This window comes from Pseudomonas sp. KH_040 (assembly GCF_057839305.1).
This window is the reverse complement of the sequence record NZ_CM174487.1, coordinates 802,966-825,036: the sequence shown is the minus strand read 5'-3', so window position 1 is coordinate 825,036 and position 22,071 is coordinate 802,966. Positions and strand designations below refer to the sequence as shown.

Here is a 22,071-nt window from a genome sequence, read left to right as displayed (position 1 = left end):
AAAATCAGCTGCGTTTCGTTGCGTGCCGACGGTCAGTCGGCTGCGTGAAATTCGAGGTGGTAACCGGCACTGAAGCCGTTGTCGTCACGGTTGATCACCAGGCAATCGTGCAGCACGGCATCGCGCGGCTCAGCCATGACAAATGGCAGATGCGCATCCAGCGGTTGCTCCAGGCCACTGACCGGCGGGATGCTTTGCGCCTGCAAGGCCTGCCGGGCGAAGATCAGATCAACCAGACTCGGTGCACCACTCAGAATGCCGGTCAGCGATGTGCTGCTGGTGATGTGCGCGGCACCGGTTCGTGCCAGCGTGCGGGCCAGATCGGCATCTTTTTGCGGCTCGCCAGTGGCGCTGCTGATCAGCAGATCCACCTGTTTGTCCGGCAGGTTCAGCGAATCCAGACGCGAGTGTGCGAACAGTGCGGTCAGGCAGGTTTGCGGGCCTGCCGGCAGGTCATCGGCGCGACGCAACACCAGCGCCGCCGCACCTTCGCCGGCAATGCCGCCACTGCCCTGGCGATCAAAGGCACGCAGGCTTGGCGATCCTTCGGTGCTGATGACCCCCGCCTCGGCCAGTGCGGCGAGCGCCAGCGGATCCAGTTCACTGCCCGCGCCCACCACAATGGCCGCGTCGATCCGACCGCTCTGCAACGCCGCGCAGGCTTCGCGCAGCGCCGCCAGATTGCCGGCCACGCCCTGCATGTAGGCGTTGCATTCGCACTCAAGCTTCAAGGCCAGACTGACGACGCCGAGCAGACCGTTGCTCAGGCTCTTGAGCACCAGGAATGGATCGAGTGCGCGCTCCTGCAACACGCGTTTGGCCAGACGCTGCATGTCGGCACCGGTCTCGGTCTGACATTCGTGCAGCAGTTCGCCGTAAGACGCGAGCGAGGGATGGGTGTAACCGCCCTGGCAGCAATACAGACCAAAACGCACGTTGTCGCGACCCGGTTCAAGCCCGGCTTCTGCCAACGCCTGGCGCACCGCACTGACGCCCCAGATCACCGCCGGCGGGCAGTAACGCTGGAGGTTTTGTGCAACGTCCTGACGGCTACGTTGATGATCCCGATCAGCGACGTGTCCGAACGCAATGACACGCTCGCTGTGGAACAGCGAAGAGCTCAGAGGCGAGATCGCGCTACGTCCTTCGCGGGCCGCCGACCAGAAACCCTCCACGCCCCAACCGGTGGGCAATACACAACCGCTGCCGGCGATCGCGACACGTCCAGTGGCGTCAGTCATTGTCCATGCTCCCGATATTTGCCAAGGGCCAGCGAGGTATTGAGGCCACCGAAACCAAAGGAATTGCTCAGCGCGTAATCCACTCGGCGGCTGACCGCCTGACCGGCGCAGTAATCCAGATCGCACTGTTCGTCGGCGTCATGCAGGTTCACCGTAGGCGTCACCAGATCGTTGAGGCAGGCCAACGCGGTGACGATGCATTCCGGTGCGCCAGCGGCCGCGATCAGGTGACCGAACTGTGATTTGTTGGCGCTGACGGCCAGGGTTCGATAATGCTTGTGCTCGGCGAACACACTTTTGATCGCGAGGGTTTCGGCAACGTCGTTGAGCGGCGTCGAGGTGCCGTGGGCATTGATCAGATCGATCTGCTGCGGGCGCAGCCCGGCGTCGTCGAGCGCGGCCTGCATCGCCAGTGCCGCGCCACGTCCTTCGGGTTGCGGTGCGGTGACCTTGTAGGCGTCCAGACTGCTGCCGAAACCCAACACCTCGGCATACGGCGTGGCGCCACGAGCCAAGGCATGTTCGAGGCTTTCCAGCACAACGAAACCACCGCCCTCGCCGGCAATCAGACCGCTGCGGTCACGATCGAACGGACGGCACAGATCAGCGCCCCAGCGTTGCTCGCCCGACGCGGCACCCAACAGATACAACGCGGCCATGGTGTCGAGGTTGAGCACCGAGTCGGCGCCACCCGCCAGCGCAACGCTGACTTCTCCGCGACGAATCATCTGAAAGGCGTTGCCAATGGCTTGTGAAGCGCCGGCACAGGCACTGCTGATGTTGATCACCGGCCCTTCACAGCCCAGGTCGTCGGCGATTACCCGCGCCAGACGGTCGTTGCTCTGACGCAGCGAGCCATCGGCATTCACTTGCCCAGCCCGTGACATCAGGTATGACCAGCTCGGGGTGCCGCCATTCGGGGCTTCGGTCAGCAGCATGTCAGCGAGCATGTGCTGCGGTGCTCCCGAGGCACACAGCACCGCCGCGCCCCGCAACTGTTCTGGCTGCAAGCCGCTGTCACCGACTGCCTGCGTGGCAGCCACCCAGCCAAACCGACTGCGCTTTTCCAGCGGCATCGTCCAGGCCGGATGGCTTTGCAGTTTTTCCGGCAACAGGCGCATGTCGACCGGTGCCGCGTAGCGCACCGCGAACGACGCCTCTTGCACGTCGTCCGGCTGCCATGGCCGCACGCAATGTTCGGCGCCGAGCATTTTTTCCCAGAGGGTCTGCCATTCGAAACCGAAACCGGTGACGGCGCCCATGCCGGTGATCACAATCCGTGTCGCACTCATGCGTGCTTCTCCATGGTTTCACTGGCCAATAGCAATGCGCCCCAGTGACCGGCGCGAGTGTGGCTGACAAGCAACGTGTAGCCCGGCGTCGCCGCTACTTCACAGCTCAGGTGCAGTGTCAGTGCGACTTCTGTCAGCAAACCGCTGGCGCCCAGTTCACCGGTCATGGTGCGGGTGCTGCGAATCTCGCGCGGGAAAGCTTCGAGCAACTTCATCACTTGCCCGTCAGCGCAATTGCCGACGATATGCTCGACGTCGCCGACTCGCAGTTTCTCGACACTCAGGACCTGGTCGATCACGCGCCGCCCCACCACCACAGAGCGTTGCGGATCGGTGCTGTAACCACGGGCAAACCCGGCAATGCGCACGGCGTGTGCCGCACCCGGCGCAGGTGTCGACGCCAGCAACAGCGCCGCGGCGCCCTCACCGAAAATCGGTTCGCTCGCCTGATCGGGCTCGCGCAGGTACAGGGCCGGCGTCAGGTTCGGACTGCTGCTGACCACCAACGCGGCGTCGGCATGCCGCTCGCCAATCTGCTGGCAGGCTTCGATCAGCGCATCCAGTCCGGCGTTGTCCTGAGAACAAAATCCGCCCATTGGCCCGTGGCAACTCAATGCTTCGGCGACATAAGCCATGACGCTGCTGTTGAGCAGGGTCAACGCATGCAGGGGCGGTGTGTTGGCCAACAATTGGCTGAGTTGTTTGTGTGGCTGTTCGATGATCGCCTGCACCGCATCCCAGCAAGGGCTCGGCGCATCGACTTCAGGAATGGCCGCTGTCAGGGCAATGCGTGAGGCAGGCAATTGCAGCGCCGCCAGTGCTGGCGCCAGCCGTGCGGCGCAATGCAACAGGCGCAAGCCCTGCGGTTCGACACTGCGCTGGATCTTGCGATCAAACAGGTCACTGGCCAGTCGCGGCGTCGGCAAGGCAAACGCCTGACGCTGTGCATCAAATGCCAGCGGTTGCGCCGCGCAGGGCGTGCCGAGCAAGTCAGCACATTCACCGCCCGCCACGTTCAGCACCGCAGCGGCATTGAGATAGATGGCTCGGTTCATGTCATGCCCTCCCCAGAATCAGCGAGCTATTGATGCCGCCGAAGCCGAACGAGTTGGACATCACCACGCTGATCGGCTGTCGTACCGGCTCGCTCAAGAACTTCAGCGAAGGGTATTCGGCACGCTCGGGGGCGTAATTCAGAGTGGGCAACAGCACGCCGTCACGCAGGCTCATCAGCGACAGCACTGCTTCGATCGCACCACTGCCTGCCAGTGAATGGCCGATGGCGGACTTGTTGGCGGTGAAAGTCATGAAGTCCTGGCATCCGCCGAACAGACGCTGTAGCGCCAACGCTTCACAACTGTCATTGGCCTGCGTGGAGGTGCCGTGGGTGTTGACGTGTTGCACGGCGCTGCGCAGCAGCCCGGCGTCCTCGATTGCTGCTTCCATGCATTCCTCGTATTTACTGCCATCGCGGCTGCTGGAGGTCATTTTCTGCGCCTCGCAGACATTCGCGTAACCCAACACCCGGCCCAGTGGCGCGGCCTTGCGCCGCTGCGCGTGTTCAGCGGATTCGAGAATGAGCATCGCCGAGCCTTCGCTGAGGACAAAACCGCTACGGTCAGGCATGAACGGGCGGCTCTGTTCGCTCGCCGGCAAGTCGGCCTGACAGAGCGCGCCGAGGCTGTTGAACATGTAATAAGGCAATTCATTGGCCATCAGTTCGACGGCGCCGCAGATAGCCAGATCGATCTCGCCGCGCTCAATGGCCCGGTAAGCACTGCCGATGGCCATGGTGCCGGCGGCACAGGCATCGGAATGGGTCGAGATGTGATCGCGGATGCCGAGCCGATCGGCCAGGTGTTGCGTCTGTTGATCGACGCGCCGGATGAAGGGCACGCTGGACGCTGCCGGACTGTCCAGCAGACGGTCGAGGTCGACGCGGCCGGCCTCGTCCATGCAACGGCTGAGCCGCTGCAGGTCGTGGCTGTCGGCACAGTATTTGTTGGCGCCCAGGAACAGACCGCTGCGACTGTGGGCAAAGTCTGCCGGCGTCAGACCGGCATGCTCCAGCGCCTGCCGGGCAACGTATTCGGCCAGCACACTTTGCCGTGGGTGCAGCGCCGCGTTGCCGCCGAAACCGGCGCCGATCCGCTGCCACTGCGTATCGTCGATAAATCCGGCTGCGCTGTTGTTGAATCCCAGCGCCTTGAACCGGGGATGTTCGCGGACACAGGATTGCTTCCGGCAAATCCGCTCGAACAACGTGGCAGCGTCCAGCGCCATGGGCGCCACCAGACCGAACCCGCTCACATAGACTTCTCGTGCCCGCATGAGAACTCCTACACCGCTTCTTTGGTGTGAGTGGTAACAAACTGCTCAACCAATTGACGCGACACTTCATCGCCATCCGCCGGCACCAGACGCGCACTGCACGCGCCGCAGACCACTTGTTGGCGCTCGTTCAGAATCGCTTGGTGGGCGTTGCAATCCGGGCAGGTCGCCGGCAGGTAGTTGAAAAGATTGCGGCACTGGTTAGCCCAGTTACGCACGGTGGTCGCGGCGAACACCTGAGCCGGCTGCATGCCCGCCTTCAGTTGATCCGGGGTGTAGGCGCTGAGGCTTTGCTCAAGCAGGTGCTTGCCGCTTTCGGTAATGCGACCGTTGGCGAGAAACTCGCTGGCATCACCGCAAACCGCCACTGCATGGTCGAGCACGCTGGTTTTCGGCAGTGTGCAGCCATATTGGCGGCCCAGTTGGAAGCTCAGGTCGACGATGTCCAGCGAGTCGGCACCGAGGTCTTCGACAATGCTGCTGTTTTCTTCGATGTCATTCGCATCCATCACCAACAGCTGTGCGAGGATTTCGCGAGTGCTGGCAACGACATGTTCCAAGTCCAATGGATTGTTCATTTCTATCTCCCTATATGTCGTGACTACTTCATGAATTCGACTTATGAAAAGTAACTTTTCCCACAGCAACTTCTCACGCGGCGGGAATCTAAACTCTGCCCTTAAGGGGAGAGTCAACGAACTATTCAAGGTTTTTTTACAACTCGAAAAAAGTCTGCAAAACCCCACAGACACCGCACCTCCTTGGTGCGGCGAACGACTTATTTACTTAACAAAGACGGGGTATGGTGGGGCGCCCGCGCTATCGGGCAGGCTGACTATCGAAAGCAACTAAGGACACAACGGAACCGACGTACTAAAAGCAAAAACCAGACATGTAAAATAGTTATAACTTCATAACCTTTGTTTTAGATCAGTACTGCTGTTAATTGATTTTGCTGGAAGGTTTACGCTTCCATCCGTAAAACGCTGGCAGCGTTTATGGATATCTGAATGTCGAGCACAGACATCTGGGCAGAGGCACGGCGCTATAGGGTGCAGCTTCCGTTTGATCGCCTTGTCTGGAGCCGACACATGACTGCCCCTATCACCGTTCTGCGCGACACCCACCCGCTGCCGATACTCGACGCCTGCAAATGGGAAAAACTCGAAGGCGACCCGCACACCGTCAACCTCAATGCCTACACCAGCGAAGACGGCAGCAAGATCATGGGCACGTGGATCTGCACACCAGGCAAGTGGCGCGTTGATTATGTGAAGTGGGAGTACTGCCATTTCCAAGAAGGCTACTGCGTGATCACCCCGGACGGCATGGCGCCGATTCACCTGCGTGCTGGCGATATCTTTGTGGTTGAACCGGGCATGAAAGGCACGTGGGAAGTGGTCGAGACCGTGCGCAAATATTTCGTGTTTGCCTGATGCAAAAAAGCCGGGAGATCACCCGACGTGATTTCCCGGCAAATGTCCCAGATTCACTCAAATCCCTGTGGGAGCTAGCCTGCTAGCGATTGCGATCAATCTGGCAAAAATGAGTTGCCTGACACTCAGCCATCGCTAGCAGGCTAGCTCCCACAGTTTGTTCAGCGCTGTCCTTCTATTGCAGGCTTGCGATAGCTGTTGATTATCGCCGAGAAATCCTTCCCGCCGTCCCCGCGCTGACTCATCGCCTGATACAACTGCTGCGCCACCGCGCCGAGCACCACCGGTTGGTGCGCCTGACGCGCCGCTTCGGTCGCCAGACCCAAATCCTTGAGCATCAGTTCCGCACCGAATCCACCGGTATAACCGCGCGAGGCCGGCGCCGTTTCGACGATGCCCGGCCACGGGTTGTACATTTCCGAACTCCAGCAACGCCCGGTCGAGCTGTTGATGATCCCGGCCAGCACCGACGTATCGATGCCCAATGCATCGCCCAGCGCCATGGCTTCACTGACGCCGACCATCGAAATCGCCAGCAGCAGGTTGTTGCAGATTTTGGCGATCTGCCCGGTGCCGACTTCACCGCAATGCACAATGTTGCGGCCCATTTGCGCCAGCACCGGTTGCAGGGTGGCGAACAGTTCCGGAGTGGCGCCGACCATGAAGGTCAGCGTCCCCGCCGTTGCACCGCCAGTGCCACCGGACACCGGCGCATCGGCCATGGCCACGCCTTGTTTCGCCGCAGCCGCTGCCACATCGCGGGCCGTCTGCGGATCAATGGTGCTGCAATCCACTGCCGGCACACCTTGGCGAATACCAGCCAACACACCGTCCTCACCGAGCCAGACGCTGCGCACATGCACAGCGGCCGGCAGCATGGTGATCACCAGTTCGGCATCCTCGGCAGCCTCACGCGCCGAAGCACGAATGCTGCCGCCCAGTTGCTCCAGCTCCGCCAGCACGGTTTTGTTCAGGTCGACCAGACTCAGCGAATGGCCGGCCTTGATCAGGTTGCGCGCCATCGGCGCGCCCATGTTACCCAGACCGATAAATGCGATTTTCATGGCAGTTCCTCAGCGCAGGTTGATAGTGGTGTTCACGCCGTCGTTGACGCTGTCGTCATCGAACCAGCGCGCCGTGACCGTTTTGGTCTGCGTGTAGAACTGCACCACTTGCTTGCCGTACGGGCCGAGGTCGCCGAGTTTCGAACCGCGCGAACCGGTGAAGCTGAAGAACGGCACCGGCACTGGAATCGGGATGTTGATACCGACCTGACCGACGTCGATTTCGGTCTGGAATTTACGCGCCGCCGCACCGCTCTGGGTGAACAGACCCGTGCCATTGCCGAACGGGTTGGCGTTGACCAGCGCAATCGCCTGATCGAGGGTGTCGACTTCCAGCACCACCAGCACCGGGCCGAAGATTTCCTGGGTGTAGATCTGCATGTCGGTGGTCACGCCCGAGAACAGGGTCGGGCCGACAAAGTTGCCTTGCTCGTAGCCCGGCACTTTGATGTCGCGACCGTCCAGTTCGAGCTTGGCGCCTTCTTTGATGCCGCTTTCGATCAGGTCGAGAATCCGCGCCTTGGCTTTTTTCGAGATCACCGGACCGACATCGGTGCCCGGCTCGCTGCCGGCGTTGACGGTGAGTTTCTGCGCCAGCGCTTTCAGATCCGGCAACCATTGTTTCGCCGCGCCGACCAGCACCACCACCGAGGTGGCCATGCAACGTTGCCCGGCCGCACCGAAACCGGCGCCAACCAGCGCATTCAGCGCTTGCTCGCGATTGGCGTCGGCCAGCACCACGGCGTGGTTCTTCGCGCCCATCATCGATTGCACGCGTTTGCCGTGCTTGCCGGCCAAGTCGTAAACGTGGGTACCGACAGCGGTCGAACCGACGAAGGACACGGCTTTGATGTCCTTGTGCGTGCACAGGCCATCGACCACATCTTTACCGCCATGAACCACGTTCAACACGCCCGCCGGAACGCCGGCCTCAATCGCCAGCTCGACCAACAACATGGTCGACAGCGGATCCTGTTCCGATGGCTTCAAGACGAAGGTGTTGCCGCAAGCGATGGCCATCGGGAACATCCACAGCGGAATCATCGCCGGGAAGTTGAACGGCGTGATGCCGGCGCACACGCCGATTGGCTGGCGCAGGGTGTAGGTATCGACACCGCCGGCGACGTTCTCGGCGAACTCGCCCATTTGCAGGCTGCCGATCGAGCAAGCGTGCTCGACCACTTCCAGGCCACGGAAAATATCGCCCTCGGCGTCGGCAATGGTTTTGCCCTGCTCGGCGCTCAGGACCACGGCAATGCGTTTGGAGTGTTCGCGAATCAGCGCTTGCAGCTTGAGCATGATGCGCATCCGCGCGCCGATCGGGGTCAGTTTCCAGGTCTGGAAGGCGCGCTGTGCAGCGCTGACGGCGGCATCCACTTCTGCGGCAGTGGCAAACGGCACTTTGGCCAGCACTTGCTGGGTCGCCGGGTTGACGATGTCGTGCCACTCGGTGGTCTGCGACTCGACCCATTCGCCATTGATCAGCAGCTTGACCTTCTGGACCGTGGTTTCGTTGGGCGTAAGCGATGCGTTCATGCTGGTCTCCGAAACTTGTTTTTATCGTAGGAGCCAAGGCGAAAGGTTCGCCTTGAGATGAGGCGTGTGTCACGAATTGGTTGTCGGACTGTTTTTGGAGTATAGATGTGCAAACTTCTAATAAGAACGCACATATAAGCCCGTCCATCATGCAAAAAAACATCACCTCGCTAGGCTCGCTGAACTGGGACGACCTCAAGTTTTTCCTCGAAGTCGCCCGCACCCGCAAGGCCAGTACCGCCGCCAAACGGCTGGCTGTCGACTACACCACCGTGTCGCGGCGGATCAGTTCGCTGGAAGCGGCATTGGGCACTTTGCTGTTCGAGAAGTCGCGAACCAGCGGCTTCGTCCTGACCACCGAAGGCCAGCGTTTGCTCGGTTATGCCGAGTCGATCGAAAGCACATTGCACATGGCCTGCGAGCAGGTGTCAGGCTCCGGTGTAGCGTTGTCTGGGCATGTGCGCATGGGTTGCACCGAAGGCTTCGGCAGTTTTTTCATCACCCCGCAGCTGAGCCATTTCGTCGACGCCTACCCGGCGATCTCGGTGGACATCCTGCCGCTGCCGCACTTCATCAGCCTGTCCAAGCGCGAGGCCGATATCGTCATTGCTCTGGAACGCCCGGAGCATGGACCGTACGTCTGCTGCAAATTATGCGACTACCGTTTGCAGCTCTACGCAACCCAGGACTATCTGGACCAACACCCACCGATCCGCCGCCCGGCAGACTTGGGCAAGCATCAATTCATCAGTTATGTGGATGACCTGGCGTTCAGCTCGGAGCTGCTCTACCTGGCGAATGTGCTGCCCGGTGCCAGCGCCAACTTGCGCAGCACCAGCGTGATCGCACAGTTTGTCGCCGCGCAGCAAGGGCGTTCTCTAGCGATTCTGCCGTGCTTCCTCGCCGCTCAGGATCCGCGCCTGCTGCCGGTACTGCCGGAGGAAATCGACATCACCCGGCAGTTCTGGATGTACTGCCGGGAGGATCTGCGCAAGCTGAAACGGATCACCCTGTTGTGGGACTACATCCGTGAGGTGACTGAGCGAAATCAGGATCTGTTGATGGGCAAGACGCGCGAAATGCAGTTCGCCGACTAGTCGGCGCTGACCACAATCGAGACCCGGCGGTTTTCCGTGCGACCGGCCGCCGTATCGTTGGACGCCACTGGCTCTTTGCTGCCCAAGCCCTGCAACTGGATGTTCTCTTGTTTCATGCCGACCGTGCCCAGCACGTTGGCGACACTCTTGGCACGGCGCAGCGACAGTTGCTGGTTGTAGGTTTCCTTGCCTGATGCGTCGGTATGACCATCGACGCGCACGCGCTCGATGCCGACACTCAGCAATGCCTTGCCGATGCGTTCGACGATCTCGGTGCTTTGCGTATTCAGGCTTTCGACGTCGCTGCCAAACAGCACTTTGCCGGACAGGCCAAACTCCCAGCCCTCGTCAGTCAGTTCAAAGCCCTGTTGTTTGAGGACCGCGACTTGCGCCGGGCTCAGGCCTTTTTGTGGCGCAGTCTGGCAACCGGTCAGGGCCAGAACGGCCATCAACAGCACAGCGTAAAAAGATCGAATGGACAGTGTGAACACGAGAGTCAGCTCCTGGTTTGAACGGAATCGACCGGGTGCTCCGCCCCGGCCGTGAATTGGGCGCCGCGCGACAGGCGCTTGGCTTGATACATCGCCGCATCGGCAGCATCGAGCAAGGCCCCGGGCGTAGCGCCATGATCGGGAAAAACCGCAATGCCGATACTGAGCGAGGTCACCACACTGGTGTCGCCCGGCAGCGCGATGGGCATGTCCATGCTGGCGAGGATCTTGTCGGCAATACGCTCGGCATCTTCGACCTTGTGCAGCGGCGTGAGCAGCACGGCGAACTCGTCGCCACCCAGCCGCGCCACCAGATCTTCTTCGCGCAACTGCGCACGAACGCGATTGGCCACCGCCACCAGCACCGCATCACCGGCGGCGTGGCCGAAGTTGTCATTGATGCCTTTGAAGCGGTCGCTGTCGAGAAACAACACGGCAACGCGCTCATCGTGTTTGCTGGCATTGCGCAACGCGCGGATCAAGCGTCCTTCGAAAAACGCTCGGTTTGGCAGACCGGTCAGGCTGTCGTGACTGGCCTGGTGAGCGAGGGTTTCGTTTTCGTTTTGCAGATGGGTTTGCCACGACTCCAGTTCGTCGAGCAAGGCGTTGAAGTCATTGCCGAGGTTGTCCAGCTCAGCGATCTGCGCCGGTGGTACACGGCGGTCCAGCGCTCGTTCGCTGCGTGCGGCGTGGGCCACGGCGGCCAAGCTGCGCAGGGGGCCGGTGATTCCGCGTAACTGGCGCCGCGCCAGGTAGAGCGCGACCCAGGCGCTGATCGCGGTACAGAGGATGATTCCTGCCAGGCCGCTGAGCAGAAAACGCATCAGGCTGCCGCCATGACCGGTGAGCAGTACACGACCGATTTCACGGTCCTGATGCTCGATCGGCAGGCTGATGGGTTTTTCCAGGACGGCGCGGGTGATCTGCATTTCCAGCTCAGAGAACAAACCGTTTTCCGGGCGTTGCCAATGCGCGAGCAGTTGTCCCTGGCTGTCCAGTACCTGGGCATCAGCGACCTCTTCGGCAGAAGCAATCAGCGCCAGCGATTCGTTGGCGGCCGTCTTGTCGTTGAACACTACTGCGGCTTCCACGGTGTAGCTGATCGAACGGGCGATCAAATGCAGGTTGTGATCGGCATAAACCCGTAACGCCAGTACGCCGAGCAACGTCAGCGAAACACTGGCCATCGCCACGCCCACCAGTGCGACCGTCAAATGCCCTCGGCCAATGACCGAACCCAGCGTTGGGCGGCTATTCGATCTGAACAGGTTCATGGTGCCGCCGGTTTGCGACGCGACAGCTGCAGCACGCTGGGGTGAATGCGCACGCCGCTGCGGGCAACGGAGTCGAGATTGACCTCGAAGGACACTTGCTCATCGCCAACGCGCAGACAGAACAGGCTACCGACCGTGCATTGATCGCCACCTTCGCTGATACTCAGTACTGGATGACCAATCAGCGAAGCGAACAAGCGAGTGCGTTCATCCGCCGTAAGTTTGCCGATGTACACCGCATCGCATTCGCTGACGATGGCCGGGTTGTCGGCCAGCAGGCGACGTACGGTGACCGGCCGGCCAGTGGCTTGCGTGGTGCCTTTGACCAAGTCGTCGGTGTATTCGGTCGGGCCAACGATGCACAGGCGCAATTGCGCCGGCTCCACCGGCCAGCGCGCGTAGCTGAGAATGCCAAGAACGACCTGAGTGACAGATTTGGCCCGTTGTTCGGCCATGCCCGTCGGCGCTTGCGACTGTGCGACAGCCGCCCCCGTCAACAACCAGAGCAGACCGACAAGCAACGCGTGCTTGCAGACAACTACGCGCCCTGTCGCCCAGACAGACACCTTCATGCAGGGATTCTCTTGGATCGTAGCGAAATGATGCCGCAACGATAGCACAGCAGTGAAACACCAGCGAGACAGTGACCACTGACCGGTTGGTCAGTAATCGCCACCCATCGTCGGGATTCTCACCTCGCGGGCACGCCCCCTTCCTCCAGTTCCAGCATCAGCCCGCTCAGGCGTTTGACCTTTCGCTGCACCGCTTCCTCAAATACCCCCGGCCGGGATTCAATCAGGGTGAACCAATGCTTGGCCCGGGTGATGCCGGTGTAGATCAATTCTTTGGTCAATACCGGGTTCAAGGCGTCGGGCAGGATCAGCGCGGTGTGGGCAAACTCCGAGCCCTGGGACTTGTGCACCGTCATGGCGTAGACGGTTTCGACGTCATTGAGCCGGCTGGGCAATACGAAACGCACGCCGCCCTGGCCATCGTTGCGCGGGAACGCCACGCGTAACACCGGTTTGCCCGCGTCGGGTCCTTCGCGCTCGGGCAGCTTGAGGGCGATCCCGATGTCGCCGTTCATCAAGCCCAGACCGTAATCGTTGCGAGTCATCAGGACTGGCCGACCTTCGTACCATTGCTGATCGCTTTCGATCAGACGGGCCCTCAGCAGCGCGGCGGTGATCCGTTGATTCAGACCTTCAACGCCCCATGGCCCTTTGCGCACTGCACACAACAGCTGAAATGTATCGAACGCCTGCAAGACTTCGCGGGCCCAAATAATCCAGTCCGGATGTTCGAGGGGTCTGCCCGACGGTGGACGCTGATCACGCAGAACACTCAGATAATGGCGGTAACCCTGCGGGCCGTCGCCGTGCCCCTCCAGCAACAGGCGCTCCAGTTTATGATCCTGTTCGCCCTTGAGCGGCAACGAATACACATCGTCATAGTGCCCGGCCGCGAGCAACTGACGCGCTTCATCCGGCAGCTGCTGATTGACCCGACGCGCGAGCTGACCGATCCCGCTGCCCTCGCCGAAACGCCGGGAGTGACGCAGCATGACCACTTGCTGGGCCAGCGGGTGAGCACCCTCGACGTCTTCATGCAAGCCACTGTCCTGCAGCGACTCACCGCTGACCGATTCCAGCCACTGTCGGGTCTGCGGGTTGTACCAGCCACCCTCGGCATCCCGGCACAAATCGCCTAGCACTGCGCCGGCCTCAACAGAAGCCAATTGATCCTTGTCACCGAGCAACACCAGTCGTGCATGGGCTGGCAAGGCATCGAGCAGATTGGCCATCATTTCCAGGTCGATCATCGAAGCTTCGTCGACCACCAGCACATCCAATGGCAGGCGATTGCCTGCATGATGCCGAAAGTGCCGGGTGCCGGGACGACTGCCCAGCAGACGGTGCACGGTGGTGACGTCGCAAGGGATCTTCGCCCGCACCTCTTCGCTGACTTTCAGCGACTGCACTTGTTGGCTGATGGACTCGGTCAGCCGCGCCGCAGCCTTTCCCGTCGGTGCCGCCAGACGAATCCGCAGCGGATGACCGGTGGCGACTGCCGGCGCTTGCAGCAGAGCCAGCAACCGCACCACTGTGGTGGTCTTGCCAGTGCCCGGGCCGCCGGTGACGATGCTGAAGGCGCCACGGGTCGCGATGGCACAGGCGAGTTTCTGCCAGTCGATCACCTCACCGGTTCTCGCTGATCCGAACAACTCATTCAACCGCTGCGGCAGATCGTCCGGAGTCGGCTCGACTTGTTGCAGACGCTCGCGCAACGCCGTGTCGATGCGCCGTTCGTAGGTCCAGTAGCGTCGCAGATACAGGCGTTTGCCCGACAGCACCAGCGGGCGTTGCTCTGCGCTATCACGGGTGTCCGCCGCCAGTGCGACCAGGGAGCTGCTCGCCAGAACCTTGCACCAGTGAGCGCCATCGAGCGCCTCGAGCAATTGCGAAGGCAGCAGCAACACACCACCTTGCACGTCTCCTTCGGGGGGCAGCGACAGCGCGAAGTCAGGAGCTTTCAGGGTTTCATACAGATCGAGACAGACATGACCGTGGCCAAGTTGATGACTGGTCAGGGCGGCAGCGAGCAGCACCAGCGGATCCGTATCGCGCTCGAGTTCGTGAAGGAACGCGACGAATGCTTTGTCCAGCGCACGCAGCCAGCCACGCTCGACCCAACGAGTGAGCAAGATCAACAGATCATCGGCGCTGGTCAGCGGCGAAAGCCTCGACAGGCTGTCGGCTGCCAGCGGCGTGGGGAGCAGATCGGCAAAGGTGCGGCTCATAGCAGGACTCCCTGTTCCCAGGCGGGCTCGGTCTTGGGTTCAGGTTTTCCTTGAAACATTCGGTCGAGACGTTCGATCAGCTCACGTGGCGGCCGGGCGAAATACACCCCGCGACTGTCAGCACGTGTGCCACGCAGGAACAGATACAACGCGCCGCCGACATGCCGGTCGTAATCGTAATCAGGCAGTCGTGCCTTGAGCTGGCGATGCAACGCCAACAGGTACAGCACGTATTGCAGGTCATAACGGTTGTCGAGGATCGACTGCTCCATGGCCTGCTCGGTGTAGGCCAGGTCGTCCACGCCAAGCCAGTTGGATTTGTAGTCGGCCACGTAGTAACGGCCATTGTGTTCGAAGGTCAGGTCGATAAAACCTTTGAACATGCCGTTGAGTTGCACCGGTTCTGCCGCCACACGGGCCACGCCCCTGTGAGTGTGCTGCCGCACCAGTTCGTCGAGTTTGACTACATCGACCTTATGGCTGGCGAACCAGAATTCCATCTCGACCCGATACTGCTTCAGTTGCTCCAGAACAACTGGCGGCTGCCCACCTGCAATCGGCAATGACGACTGCAGTAAATGTTGCAGCCAGTCACTCAGAGTATTGATCCAGCCCTCCCAGCCGCGCAAATTGCAGCGCCGGGCAATCGCATCTTCCAGCGCTTCGCGGGAAACGGCGAAGCCGTCGTCACCGGCCCATTCCAGCAAACCGTGAAGAAACGTTCCCGGATTGGGACCGCGCGGGAAGCGGTGGATATCGGCACCGCCGGCAATGATGTCGCGCGGCGCGTCGGGATCAAGGCGTTCGTCATCAAACAGCTTTTGCGCTTGCGGGCTGTCCGGTGCTTCATCGCTGCCGATACTCAACACATCGCTGATGCGCAGAGCGCTGTAGGAGGCGATCCACCAGTTTTCGCTGGCTTTGCGCTTGGGCAGCAGTGTCGCACTCAGCACGGCATCGTTGCGCGGGGGCTGGTAATGCTCGTCGGTGGGTTGGGGCATTTCATCGATATGGATAGCCGGGCAATCCTGTTGCAGGTCTTGCAGCCAGCGTTTCAGTTCGCTGGACTCGCCAAGCGATGCGCCACCACCAAGCAGATAACCCAGCGCCGATAGGTGCAGCACCGAGCTGTTGTTATTGCCCCGTTTGAGATCCGTCACGCCTAACCAGCAGGCATGTTGTGCGCGAGTCAACGCAACGTAGAGCAAGCGCAAGTCTTCGGCCAGACGCTCATCGTCCGCTTGCGCTACCAACTCGGCAGTTGGTTTCAGGCTCACCTGAGCCCTGCCCTCGGCGTCGTGATAATGCAGTGGCAAGCGACTGCCATCCACGGGTTTTGCCGAGCAAATGAACGGCAAGAACACCAATGGATACTCCAGGCCTTTGGACTTGTGGATGGTCACGACCTTGACCAGTTGCTCATCACTTTCCAGACGCAGAATCTGCTCTTCGCCGGCCTGGCCGGACACTGCCAACAATTCGGCCAGATGGCGAATCAGCGCTTGTTCACCGTCCAGTTCCGCAGCCGCTTGCTGCATCAACTCCGACAAGTGCAAAAGGTTGGTCAGTACACGCTCGCCATCGGTGCGTTTCATCAAGGTTTGCGGCAGGTGGAAGTCGTGCAGCAGGCGGCGCAACATCGGCAGCACACCTTGCTTGCGCCATAGCTCGCGATAGCCACGGAACTGCATGACCCGGGTTTCCCAGACCAGTTCGTCCTGGTTCAGACGTTCCAGCTCGGCCAATGGCAGGTTCAGGGTGATACAGGCCAATGCGGCTTTCAGGGAGCGCTCGACATCCGGCTCGGCACAGGCCTTGAGCCAGGACAGCAGATCGTGAGCTTCTTGAGCCGCGAATACCGAATCCTTGTCCGACAGATAAACGCTGCGCACACCTCGGGCGGCGAGTTCAGCGCGTACGGCCTGGGCTTCTTTGCCGTCGCGCACGAGAATCGCAATGTCGGACGGCCTCAGACCTCTGAAGTCTTTGCCGTCCTGAACAAACCCCGCGTCAGCGCTTTGTCCGCCATTGAGCAGCGCGGTGATTTCGCTGGCGCACGCCGCTGCCAATTGCTGGCGATAGACCACGCCGGACAGTGGCTGGTCGCTGGACAAGTGCCAGACATTCAACGCTGCGACTTCCTGCCCGGCAACCTGCAGGCGTTCCTTGCGGCCCTGAGATTCCACGGGCAGGAACGGCACCGGGTTGTCGCCGTTTTTCTCGCGGAACAAAAACGCGCCGCGTCCCTGCTCTCGGGACTCGGCGCGCTCGAATACATGATTGACCGCGTTGACCATGCCATGGCTGGAGCGGAAGTTGGTGCCCAGTGTATGCAATCGGCCAGTGGTGGCCTGACGCGCGCGCAGGTAGGTGTAGATGTCTGCACCGCGGAAAGCGTAGATCGCCTGCTTCGGGTCACCGATCAGGAACAGGCCGGTCTCGGGACTGTTCTCTTCGATGCGATAGATGCTTTCGAAGATTCGATACTGCACCGGATCGGTATCCTGGAATTCGTCGATCAGTGCGACCGGGAACTGCTCGCGAATCAACGTCGCAAGACGTTCGCCTCCGTCGGATTGCAGAGCGGCATCAAGGCGCAACAACATGTCGTCAAAGCCCATCTCGGCGCGACGCCGCTTCTCTTCTTCAAAGCGTGCGCCGACCCATTTGGCAGCATGTTGCAACACAGCGGCATCGGGGGTCGGCAATGCATCGAGGCTCGACTTGAGCTTTGACATGGCATCCAGACCCGGGTGACCTGGAGCCTGGCCTTTCCACGCTTCCGCCATCCCGTCGGGGGTCAGTCGAGTGAAACCAGTACCGATATCCAGTTGCTCCAAGGTCTCGTCTTCGGCCCATGCCTTGAGCTTTTCGAACCACGGCTCAAAGTAACGCGCCTGCATCTTGCGCCCGTCGACGGTTTTGCTCGCGACGCCTTGCTGGCAAATGGCGAGCAATTCGTCTGCCCACTGGCGCCAGGGCATTTTCAGTTCGATCAACGCCACGCGGCGTTCTTGCAGACACTCATCTATAAGCTCCGCAGGCGCCTTGCCCTCGTCGCTGTCACGCTCACTGGCGAACAGCCCGCGCACGCGAGGCAATAACGCCGCCGGCCCCCCCCAATTGCTGCGAACCCAATTCAAGGCATCGCCCTGCATCGGGTAACAGAACAGTCGCCAGTAATCGCGCAGCACTTCGCCGAGCAAGTCGCTGTGATCGGTTTCCAGGGATTGGGTGAACAAGCTGCCGCTGTCGAACGCATGCTCACGCAACATTCGCTGACACCAACTGTGGATGGTTGAGACGGCGGCCTCGTCCATCCACTGCGCGGCGACATCGAGGCGGTTGGCACAACCGGGCCATTGTTGGGTGTCGAATTGGTCACGCAATTCGGCGATCAATGCATCGGGCGCAGCCGTTTCGTCACGAAAGAATCGAGCTGCCTCGGCCAAACGCGTACGTATGCGCTCACGCAGCTCCTTGGTCGCGGCATCGGTGAAGGTCACCACGAGAATCTGTGGTGGCAGCAATTCGCGGCCGAATCCACTCGCCTCGTCACCATGTCCGAGGATAAGCCGCAGATACAAAGCCGAGATGGTAAAGGTTTTACCGGTACCGGCACTGGCTTCGATCAACTGGCTGCCCTGTAGGGGAAAGGCCAGTGCGAGGGGAGTCTTTGTACTCATGCGCGAGTCCCTTCGGTGGACAGCGAACGCCAAGGCGCTTCAAACAGTGGGCGATACAACGCGTCGCACCAACCGGAGAATGTTTCGTCCTCCAGCAATGCATCGAAGTCGGCGTATTGCCGGGACAACGCCGGGCTCTCGCGGCGCTCACCTTCGCTGGTCTGCCCGTCACCTTCATACGCTTTACGTGCCACGGCTTCGGCCTTCAGAGGGTCGGTCTGGGAAAGCCACGCAAAAGCGGTTTTTACCGCGATTGGCAGTGGCTGTCGCATGCCTGCCTGCCAGGCGAGGAGCAAGTCGCCAAGAAAACGTATCGCCCGTGCTGGCTCCATGGGTTCAAGCAGCAAGGTATCGTCGCTGGCGACCAATGCTGTCGTCAGCGAAAGTCCACTGGCGCAGGCCACCAGATGATTGATCCAAGGCTTGGTCAGGCGATGCCATTTGCGGCTTTTGATCGAGCCAATGCTGTTGGGAATGGTCGTGACCGACAACAGGCCACCGTCGGTGCGCTGGTGCAAACCGGCAAGCCAGCCTTCAAGACGCAAACCCTGCAACTCTAGATTGATCGGCATCGCACTGTTCAGAGGGGTCGGCCAGAGTGTCAGCAATTGTTGATAACGCTGCAGCAAATCCGGCAAAGGTTCGATCAGCTCTTGTTGCAGGCACTCGCCGAACCCGGCCATTGGCAGCAGACCGCTGTTCTGCAGACGGCGGGCCTGGGCAGTCAAAGCCTGATCGACATTGTCCGGCTGCCTGAGAGCGGCTTCGAGCAGGCTGTCGCTGAGCGTATAGCGCTGCAATGCGTCCAATACGAAGGGCTCTTCGTCAGCCAGCGGTGCTTCGGCAGCCTCGAAATACACCTTGAGGCGCTGGGTGAAAAAATGCCGAACCGGATTGCGTAAAAAATCCTGCAACAAAGCCAGGCTCAACGGCTCCTCCTGCACATAAGGGGTAAGTAGCTGAGTTTCGTTTTGAGGCTCATGCTGTTGATGCAGAACCTGCCATTCGCTGGCATAGCTGAAGAGTTGATCGCCGTCATGAAAATAGCGCGCACTGAACGGTTGCAGCGGATGCTCTTGCGTCATGGCACTTAACAGATCACCGCTTTCGTCGAGCAATCGCCAACCGCTGGCGAGGTGATCGCGCAACTGGCCGATCAATACGGAAGCCGGTCGTTCACTGTTGTCGCGAATGCTGCGGCCGACCCAACTGATGTACAGCTGATTGCGCGCTGACAAAAGTGCTTCGAGCAAAAGATAGCGGTCATCTTCACGCCGCGAACGATCTCCCGGACGGTAGTCGCTGCCCATGAGGTCGAAGTCCAGCGGCGGCTGCGCCCGTGGATAGTCGCCGTCGTTCATTCCCAGCAGGCAGACCAGTTTGAACGGAATGGCACGCATGGGCATCAGCGTACAGAAGTTCACGGCGCCAGCCAGAAACCGCTGAGACAATCGCCCTTGGTCCAGCCCCGCGAGCCAGGCTTCACGAACCACGGTCAGTGGTAGCTCATCCGTCAGACCGACGGCCTCACACGTTTCCAGCCAGGTTTCGCGCAGTTCCTCGAGTTGGGTCAACAAATAATCGTCATGCTCGTTACTAGCCTTGAAGAACAGTTGCATCAGCGCCTGCAAACGGTATCCCCACTCCTTGGGTTGAGCGGGTTGGGTGAGCTGTTGGTGGGCAAGTTCCAGGGCATCGAGCAGAGCCACCAACGGCCCGATGAGTGCGGCGTCGAGTCCGCCGATCTCATCGTAGGGTTCAATTCCTTCACACGCATTGGCACTGCCGACGGCGTAACCGAGAAGCATGCGGCGCAGACCAAAATGCCAGCTGTTTTGCTCTAGTTCGTCGGGTAACCCCAGGCCCGCGCGTTGCTCGGCGTTCATGCCCCAGCGCACGCCCGCACCTTCGATCCAGCGGTGCAGTGTTGGCAGGTCGCGCTCTTCCACACCAAAACGCGCGCGAAGTGCGGGAACGTCGAGCAGGTCGAGGATTTCACTGACCGGGAAACGACTGTCGGGAAGCTTGAGCAGGTGTTCGACTGCGATCAGCAGTGGATCGCGGCCGCGCTGCCCCTGATCGGCCAATGTGAAGGGTATGAATCGCGGATCATGGCGATCAAGCTGACCAAATACTGCGCGGATATGCGGTGCGTAGCTATCGACGTCAGGCACCATCACGATCACATCGCGCGGACGCAGATGCGGGTTGGCACTAAAGCGCGCGAGAAGCTGGTCGTGCAGTATTTCAACTTCACGTTGAGCGCTGTGGGCAATGTGAAAACGGATCGACTCGTCCTTTGCCAGATCGACAGCAGGCCAATGTTCACGTGTTTCGTTGAGTGGGCGCAACTCCAGGATATCGTCCTGTAGTTGATTGAGCAGATTGTGTGGTTGAGTTTCGCTGAACAGGTCTATGCGGCCATCGCGAAAAGCCGCCCGATAGCTATTGGGATCGTCATAGCTGTCGAGCAGGTTTATGTAGTCCCGGCCTTGTTTGCCCCACGCAGCCAATAGTGGATGGGCGTGTTGATGCAGCGTTTCAGGGGCCAGCACTGCGGGCATTCCAGGCTTGCGCGATTGCCGTTTGTATTGATGCCGCAGCAGATCTTTGTCGGCGACAATATCGGCCCAGTGGTGCCGGCACGGGTTGTGTACACACAGCAGGACCTGACTGAAACGCGCAAGCCCGGCCAGCGCCTCAAGCACTTGGGCTGGCAGTGAAGAAATCCCGAAAACGATCACTCGCGATGGCAATCCCGCAGGCGCTTCGGTGAGGTTGTTGATGCGTTCGATAAACCGTTGATGAACGCCGGCACGACTCTGCGCCATACCTTGCTCGCCCACGTCATCCAGCAGCGCACGCCACAGTTCTGCCTGCCAACAACTGGTCGGGGGCAGTGGCTTTACTTCTCCCCTGACGTTGCGCAGTTGATGCCGACCTTCGGCCCAGTCTTCAAGCCAGTCGGCCCGGTACACCTGATATTGGTCGAACAGATCCGCCAGGCGTTCGGACAATTGATAGCGTTTGCGCAGGTCGGCGTCGTGGGTAAGGAAGCGTTGCAATGGCTCGAAATGCGGGCGATCAATGACCTGTGGGAGGAGGCGCATGAGACGCCAGGTCAGCGGGGCCTTATCGAGCAGGGATTTGGGAGGAATTTCATCTCGGCCTAATACCATGCGATAAAGCTGCCACATGAAACTGCCCGGCAGTTGCACATCAATCGCCGCCGCAATGCCGCAACCTCCGAGGTCGTCGTCCTCTGGATCTTCAGCCAAAGCCAATTTGAGCCACTGGGCAATACCGTTGCTCTGCACCAGAGCGATTTCGTTTTCCAGCGGGGCCAGTGGATAGCGCCGCATTATGCTGATCACAAGGCTGCGCAGCTCGTCCAGGCTATTGCTCTGGACCACCATGAATGCAGCGTTGAGGGACTGGGCGTCCGGCATAAGGGTTTCCTTGGAGAAGTACAAAAGCCAGGGCAGAACCTTAGCATTGTCGGCAGGGTATGACAGCCGGACGGCGTCCGTGAATGCTGTAAGAACTTTCCTGCGGGCAAAACAAAACCCCAACTGCTTTCGCAATTGGGGTTTCGGAATTTAATCTTGACGATGACCTACTCTCACATGGGGAAACCCCACACTACCATCGGCGATGCATCGTTTCACTGCTGAGTTCGGGATGGGATCAGGTGGTTCCAACGCTCTATGGTCGTCAAGAAATTCGGGTACTGAGTCGTGGCCTTGTGGCCTCGCTTCAGCAAATTGGGTATGTGACAGCTGGTGTTTTGTGAGTCTTTCGAACTTTCGGTTCGTTTCGTCTT

At 60.3% G+C, this 22,071-nt stretch carries 15 protein-coding genes and 1 rRNA gene; 2 read left to right on the top strand and 14 right to left on the bottom strand.

Going from position 1 to position 22,071, the window contains the following annotated elements:
- Nucleotides 1-32 precede the first annotated feature (32 nt).
- The 5 genes from AC3IUF_RS03585 to AC3IUF_RS03565 are packed head-to-tail and all read right to left on the bottom strand — an operon-like array spanning nt 33 to nt 5,442.
- A complete protein-coding gene (locus tag AC3IUF_RS03585) occupies nt 33-1,241 on the bottom strand; it encodes a beta-ketoacyl synthase N-terminal-like domain-containing protein (RefSeq protein WP_489280382.1) in 1,209 nt (402 codons plus the stop codon).
- Nucleotides 1,238-2,533 carry a beta-ketoacyl-[acyl-carrier-protein] synthase family protein gene (locus AC3IUF_RS03580; RefSeq protein WP_007911603.1) on the bottom strand — a complete coding sequence of 432 codons (1,296 nt, stop codon included), beginning with the start codon at nt 2,531-2,533 and terminating at the stop codon, nt 1,238-1,240. Before AC3IUF_RS03580 ends, AC3IUF_RS03585 begins: the two co-directional genes overlap by 4 nt.
- Nucleotides 2,530-3,588, bottom strand: coding sequence for a beta-ketoacyl synthase (locus AC3IUF_RS03575; RefSeq protein ID WP_414915675.1), 1,059 nt, complete (start codon nt 3,586-3,588; stop codon nt 2,530-2,532). The genes AC3IUF_RS03580 and AC3IUF_RS03575 overlap by 4 nt, the downstream gene beginning before the upstream one ends.
- Nucleotide 3,589: 1 nt before the next feature.
- The gene (locus tag AC3IUF_RS03570) at nt 3,590-4,864 is read right to left on the bottom strand and encodes a beta-ketoacyl-[acyl-carrier-protein] synthase family protein (protein ID WP_123375820.1); all 1,275 of its coding nucleotides are present in this window, start codon (nt 4,862-4,864) and stop codon (nt 3,590-3,592) included.
- A gap of 8 nt (nt 4,865-4,872) precedes the next feature.
- Nucleotides 4,873-5,442, bottom strand: coding sequence for an acyl carrier protein (locus AC3IUF_RS03565; RefSeq protein ID WP_007911613.1), 570 nt, complete (start codon nt 5,440-5,442; stop codon nt 4,873-4,875).
- Between the two features lie 513 nt (nt 5,443-5,955).
- On the opposite strand from AC3IUF_RS03565, the gene AC3IUF_RS03560 reads away from it, so the two are divergent.
- The gene (locus tag AC3IUF_RS03560; protein WP_007911615.1) at nt 5,956-6,300 is read left to right on the top strand and encodes a cupin domain-containing protein; all 345 of its coding nucleotides are present in this window, start codon (nt 5,956-5,958) and stop codon (nt 6,298-6,300) included.
- 161 nt (nt 6,301-6,461) lie between these two features.
- On the opposite strand, the gene mmsB is transcribed toward AC3IUF_RS03560, so the two are convergent.
- Nucleotides 6,462-7,364, bottom strand: a complete 903-nt coding sequence (gene mmsB, locus AC3IUF_RS03555) for a 3-hydroxyisobutyrate dehydrogenase (protein ID WP_489280379.1) — start codon at nt 7,362-7,364, stop codon at nt 6,462-6,464.
- A gap of 9 nt (nt 7,365-7,373) precedes the next feature.
- The gene (locus tag AC3IUF_RS03550) at nt 7,374-8,900 is read right to left on the bottom strand and encodes a CoA-acylating methylmalonate-semialdehyde dehydrogenase (protein ID WP_095114177.1); all 1,527 of its coding nucleotides are present in this window, start codon (nt 8,898-8,900) and stop codon (nt 7,374-7,376) included.
- A 149-nt stretch (nt 8,901-9,049) separates the two neighbouring features.
- Between AC3IUF_RS03550 and AC3IUF_RS03545 the strand changes: the two genes are divergently transcribed.
- A complete protein-coding gene (locus AC3IUF_RS03545) occupies nt 9,050-9,997 on the top strand; it encodes a LysR family transcriptional regulator (protein ID WP_095114176.1) in 948 nt (315 codons plus the stop codon).
- On the opposite strand, the gene yfiB is transcribed toward AC3IUF_RS03545, so the two are convergent.
- From yfiB to rrf, 7 genes are all read right to left on the bottom strand, one after another.
- Nucleotides 9,994-10,488 carry an outer membrane lipoprotein YfiB gene (gene yfiB, locus AC3IUF_RS03540; RefSeq protein ID WP_123375822.1) on the bottom strand — a complete coding sequence of 165 codons (495 nt, stop codon included), beginning with the start codon at nt 10,486-10,488 and terminating at the stop codon, nt 9,994-9,996. The two genes, AC3IUF_RS03545 and yfiB, sit on opposite strands and share 4 nt — an antisense overlap.
- 5 nt (nt 10,489-10,493) lie before the next feature.
- Nucleotides 10,494-11,762, bottom strand: a complete 1,269-nt coding sequence (gene dgcN / locus AC3IUF_RS03535) for a diguanylate cyclase DgcN/YfiN (RefSeq protein WP_123375823.1) — start codon at nt 11,760-11,762, stop codon at nt 10,494-10,496.
- Nucleotides 11,759-12,334, bottom strand: a complete 576-nt coding sequence (yfiR, locus tag AC3IUF_RS03530) for a regulatory sequestration protein YfiR (protein ID WP_007911622.1) — start codon at nt 12,332-12,334, stop codon at nt 11,759-11,761. The genes dgcN and yfiR overlap by 4 nt, the downstream gene beginning before the upstream one ends.
- 119 nt (nt 12,335-12,453) lie before the next feature.
- Nucleotides 12,454-14,562, bottom strand: coding sequence for an exodeoxyribonuclease V subunit alpha (gene recD, locus AC3IUF_RS03525; protein ID WP_095114173.1), 2,109 nt, complete (start codon nt 14,560-14,562; stop codon nt 12,454-12,456).
- Entirely contained in the window at nt 14,559-18,248 is a 3,690-nt protein-coding gene (gene recB, locus AC3IUF_RS03520; RefSeq protein WP_489280376.1) for an exodeoxyribonuclease V subunit beta, read from the bottom strand. The genes recD and recB overlap by 4 nt, the downstream gene beginning before the upstream one ends.
- The gene (recC, locus tag AC3IUF_RS03515) at nt 18,245-21,697 is read right to left on the bottom strand and encodes an exodeoxyribonuclease V subunit gamma (protein WP_489280375.1); all 3,453 of its coding nucleotides are present in this window, start codon (nt 21,695-21,697) and stop codon (nt 18,245-18,247) included. The genes recB and recC overlap by 4 nt, the downstream gene beginning before the upstream one ends.
- A gap of 154 nt (nt 21,698-21,851) precedes the next feature.
- A 5S ribosomal RNA gene (gene rrf / locus AC3IUF_RS03510) occupies nt 21,852-21,967 on the bottom strand.
- Between the last annotated feature and the right edge of the window lie 104 nt (nt 21,968-22,071).

Excerpts from the sequence above, each read along its gene's own strand:
- AC3IUF_RS03565 (WP_007911613.1), bottom strand. The coding sequence starts at position 5,442 with ATGAACAATCCATTGGACTTGGAACATGTCGTTGCCAGCACTCGCGAA.
- recC (WP_489280375.1), bottom strand. The coding sequence starts at position 21,697 with ATGCCGGACGCCCAGTCCCTCAACGCTGCATTCATGGTGGTCCAGAGC.
- AC3IUF_RS03545 (WP_095114176.1), top strand. The coding sequence starts at position 9,050 with ATGCAAAAAAACATCACCTCGCTAGGCTCGCTGAACTGGGACGACCTC.
- AC3IUF_RS03580 (WP_007911603.1), bottom strand. The coding sequence starts at position 2,533 with ATGAGTGCGACACGGATTGTGATCACCGGCATGGGCGCCGTCACCGGT.
- AC3IUF_RS03570 (WP_123375820.1), bottom strand. The coding sequence starts at position 4,864 with ATGCGGGCACGAGAAGTCTATGTGAGCGGGTTCGGTCTGGTGGCGCCC.
- yfiR (WP_007911622.1), bottom strand. The coding sequence starts at position 12,334 with ATGAAGGTGTCTGTCTGGGCGACAGGGCGCGTAGTTGTCTGCAAGCAC.
- AC3IUF_RS03560 (WP_007911615.1), top strand. The coding sequence starts at position 5,956 with ATGACTGCCCCTATCACCGTTCTGCGCGACACCCACCCGCTGCCGATA.
- mmsB (WP_489280379.1), bottom strand. The coding sequence starts at position 7,364 with ATGAAAATCGCATTTATCGGTCTGGGTAACATGGGCGCGCCGATGGCG.
- recD (WP_095114173.1), bottom strand. The coding sequence starts at position 14,562 with ATGAGCCGCACCTTTGCCGATCTGCTCCCCACGCCGCTGGCAGCCGAC.
- AC3IUF_RS03575 (WP_414915675.1), bottom strand. The coding sequence starts at position 3,588 with ATGAACCGAGCCATCTATCTCAATGCCGCTGCGGTGCTGAACGTGGCG.
- dgcN (WP_123375823.1), bottom strand. The coding sequence starts at position 11,762 with ATGAACCTGTTCAGATCGAATAGCCGCCCAACGCTGGGTTCGGTCATT.
- recB (WP_489280376.1), bottom strand. The coding sequence starts at position 18,248 with ATGAGTACAAAGACTCCCCTCGCACTGGCCTTTCCCCTACAGGGCAGC.
- AC3IUF_RS03550 (WP_095114177.1), bottom strand. The coding sequence starts at position 8,900 with ATGAACGCATCGCTTACGCCCAACGAAACCACGGTCCAGAAGGTCAAG.
- AC3IUF_RS03585 (WP_489280382.1), bottom strand. The coding sequence starts at position 1,241 with ATGACTGACGCCACTGGACGTGTCGCGATCGCCGGCAGCGGTTGTGTA.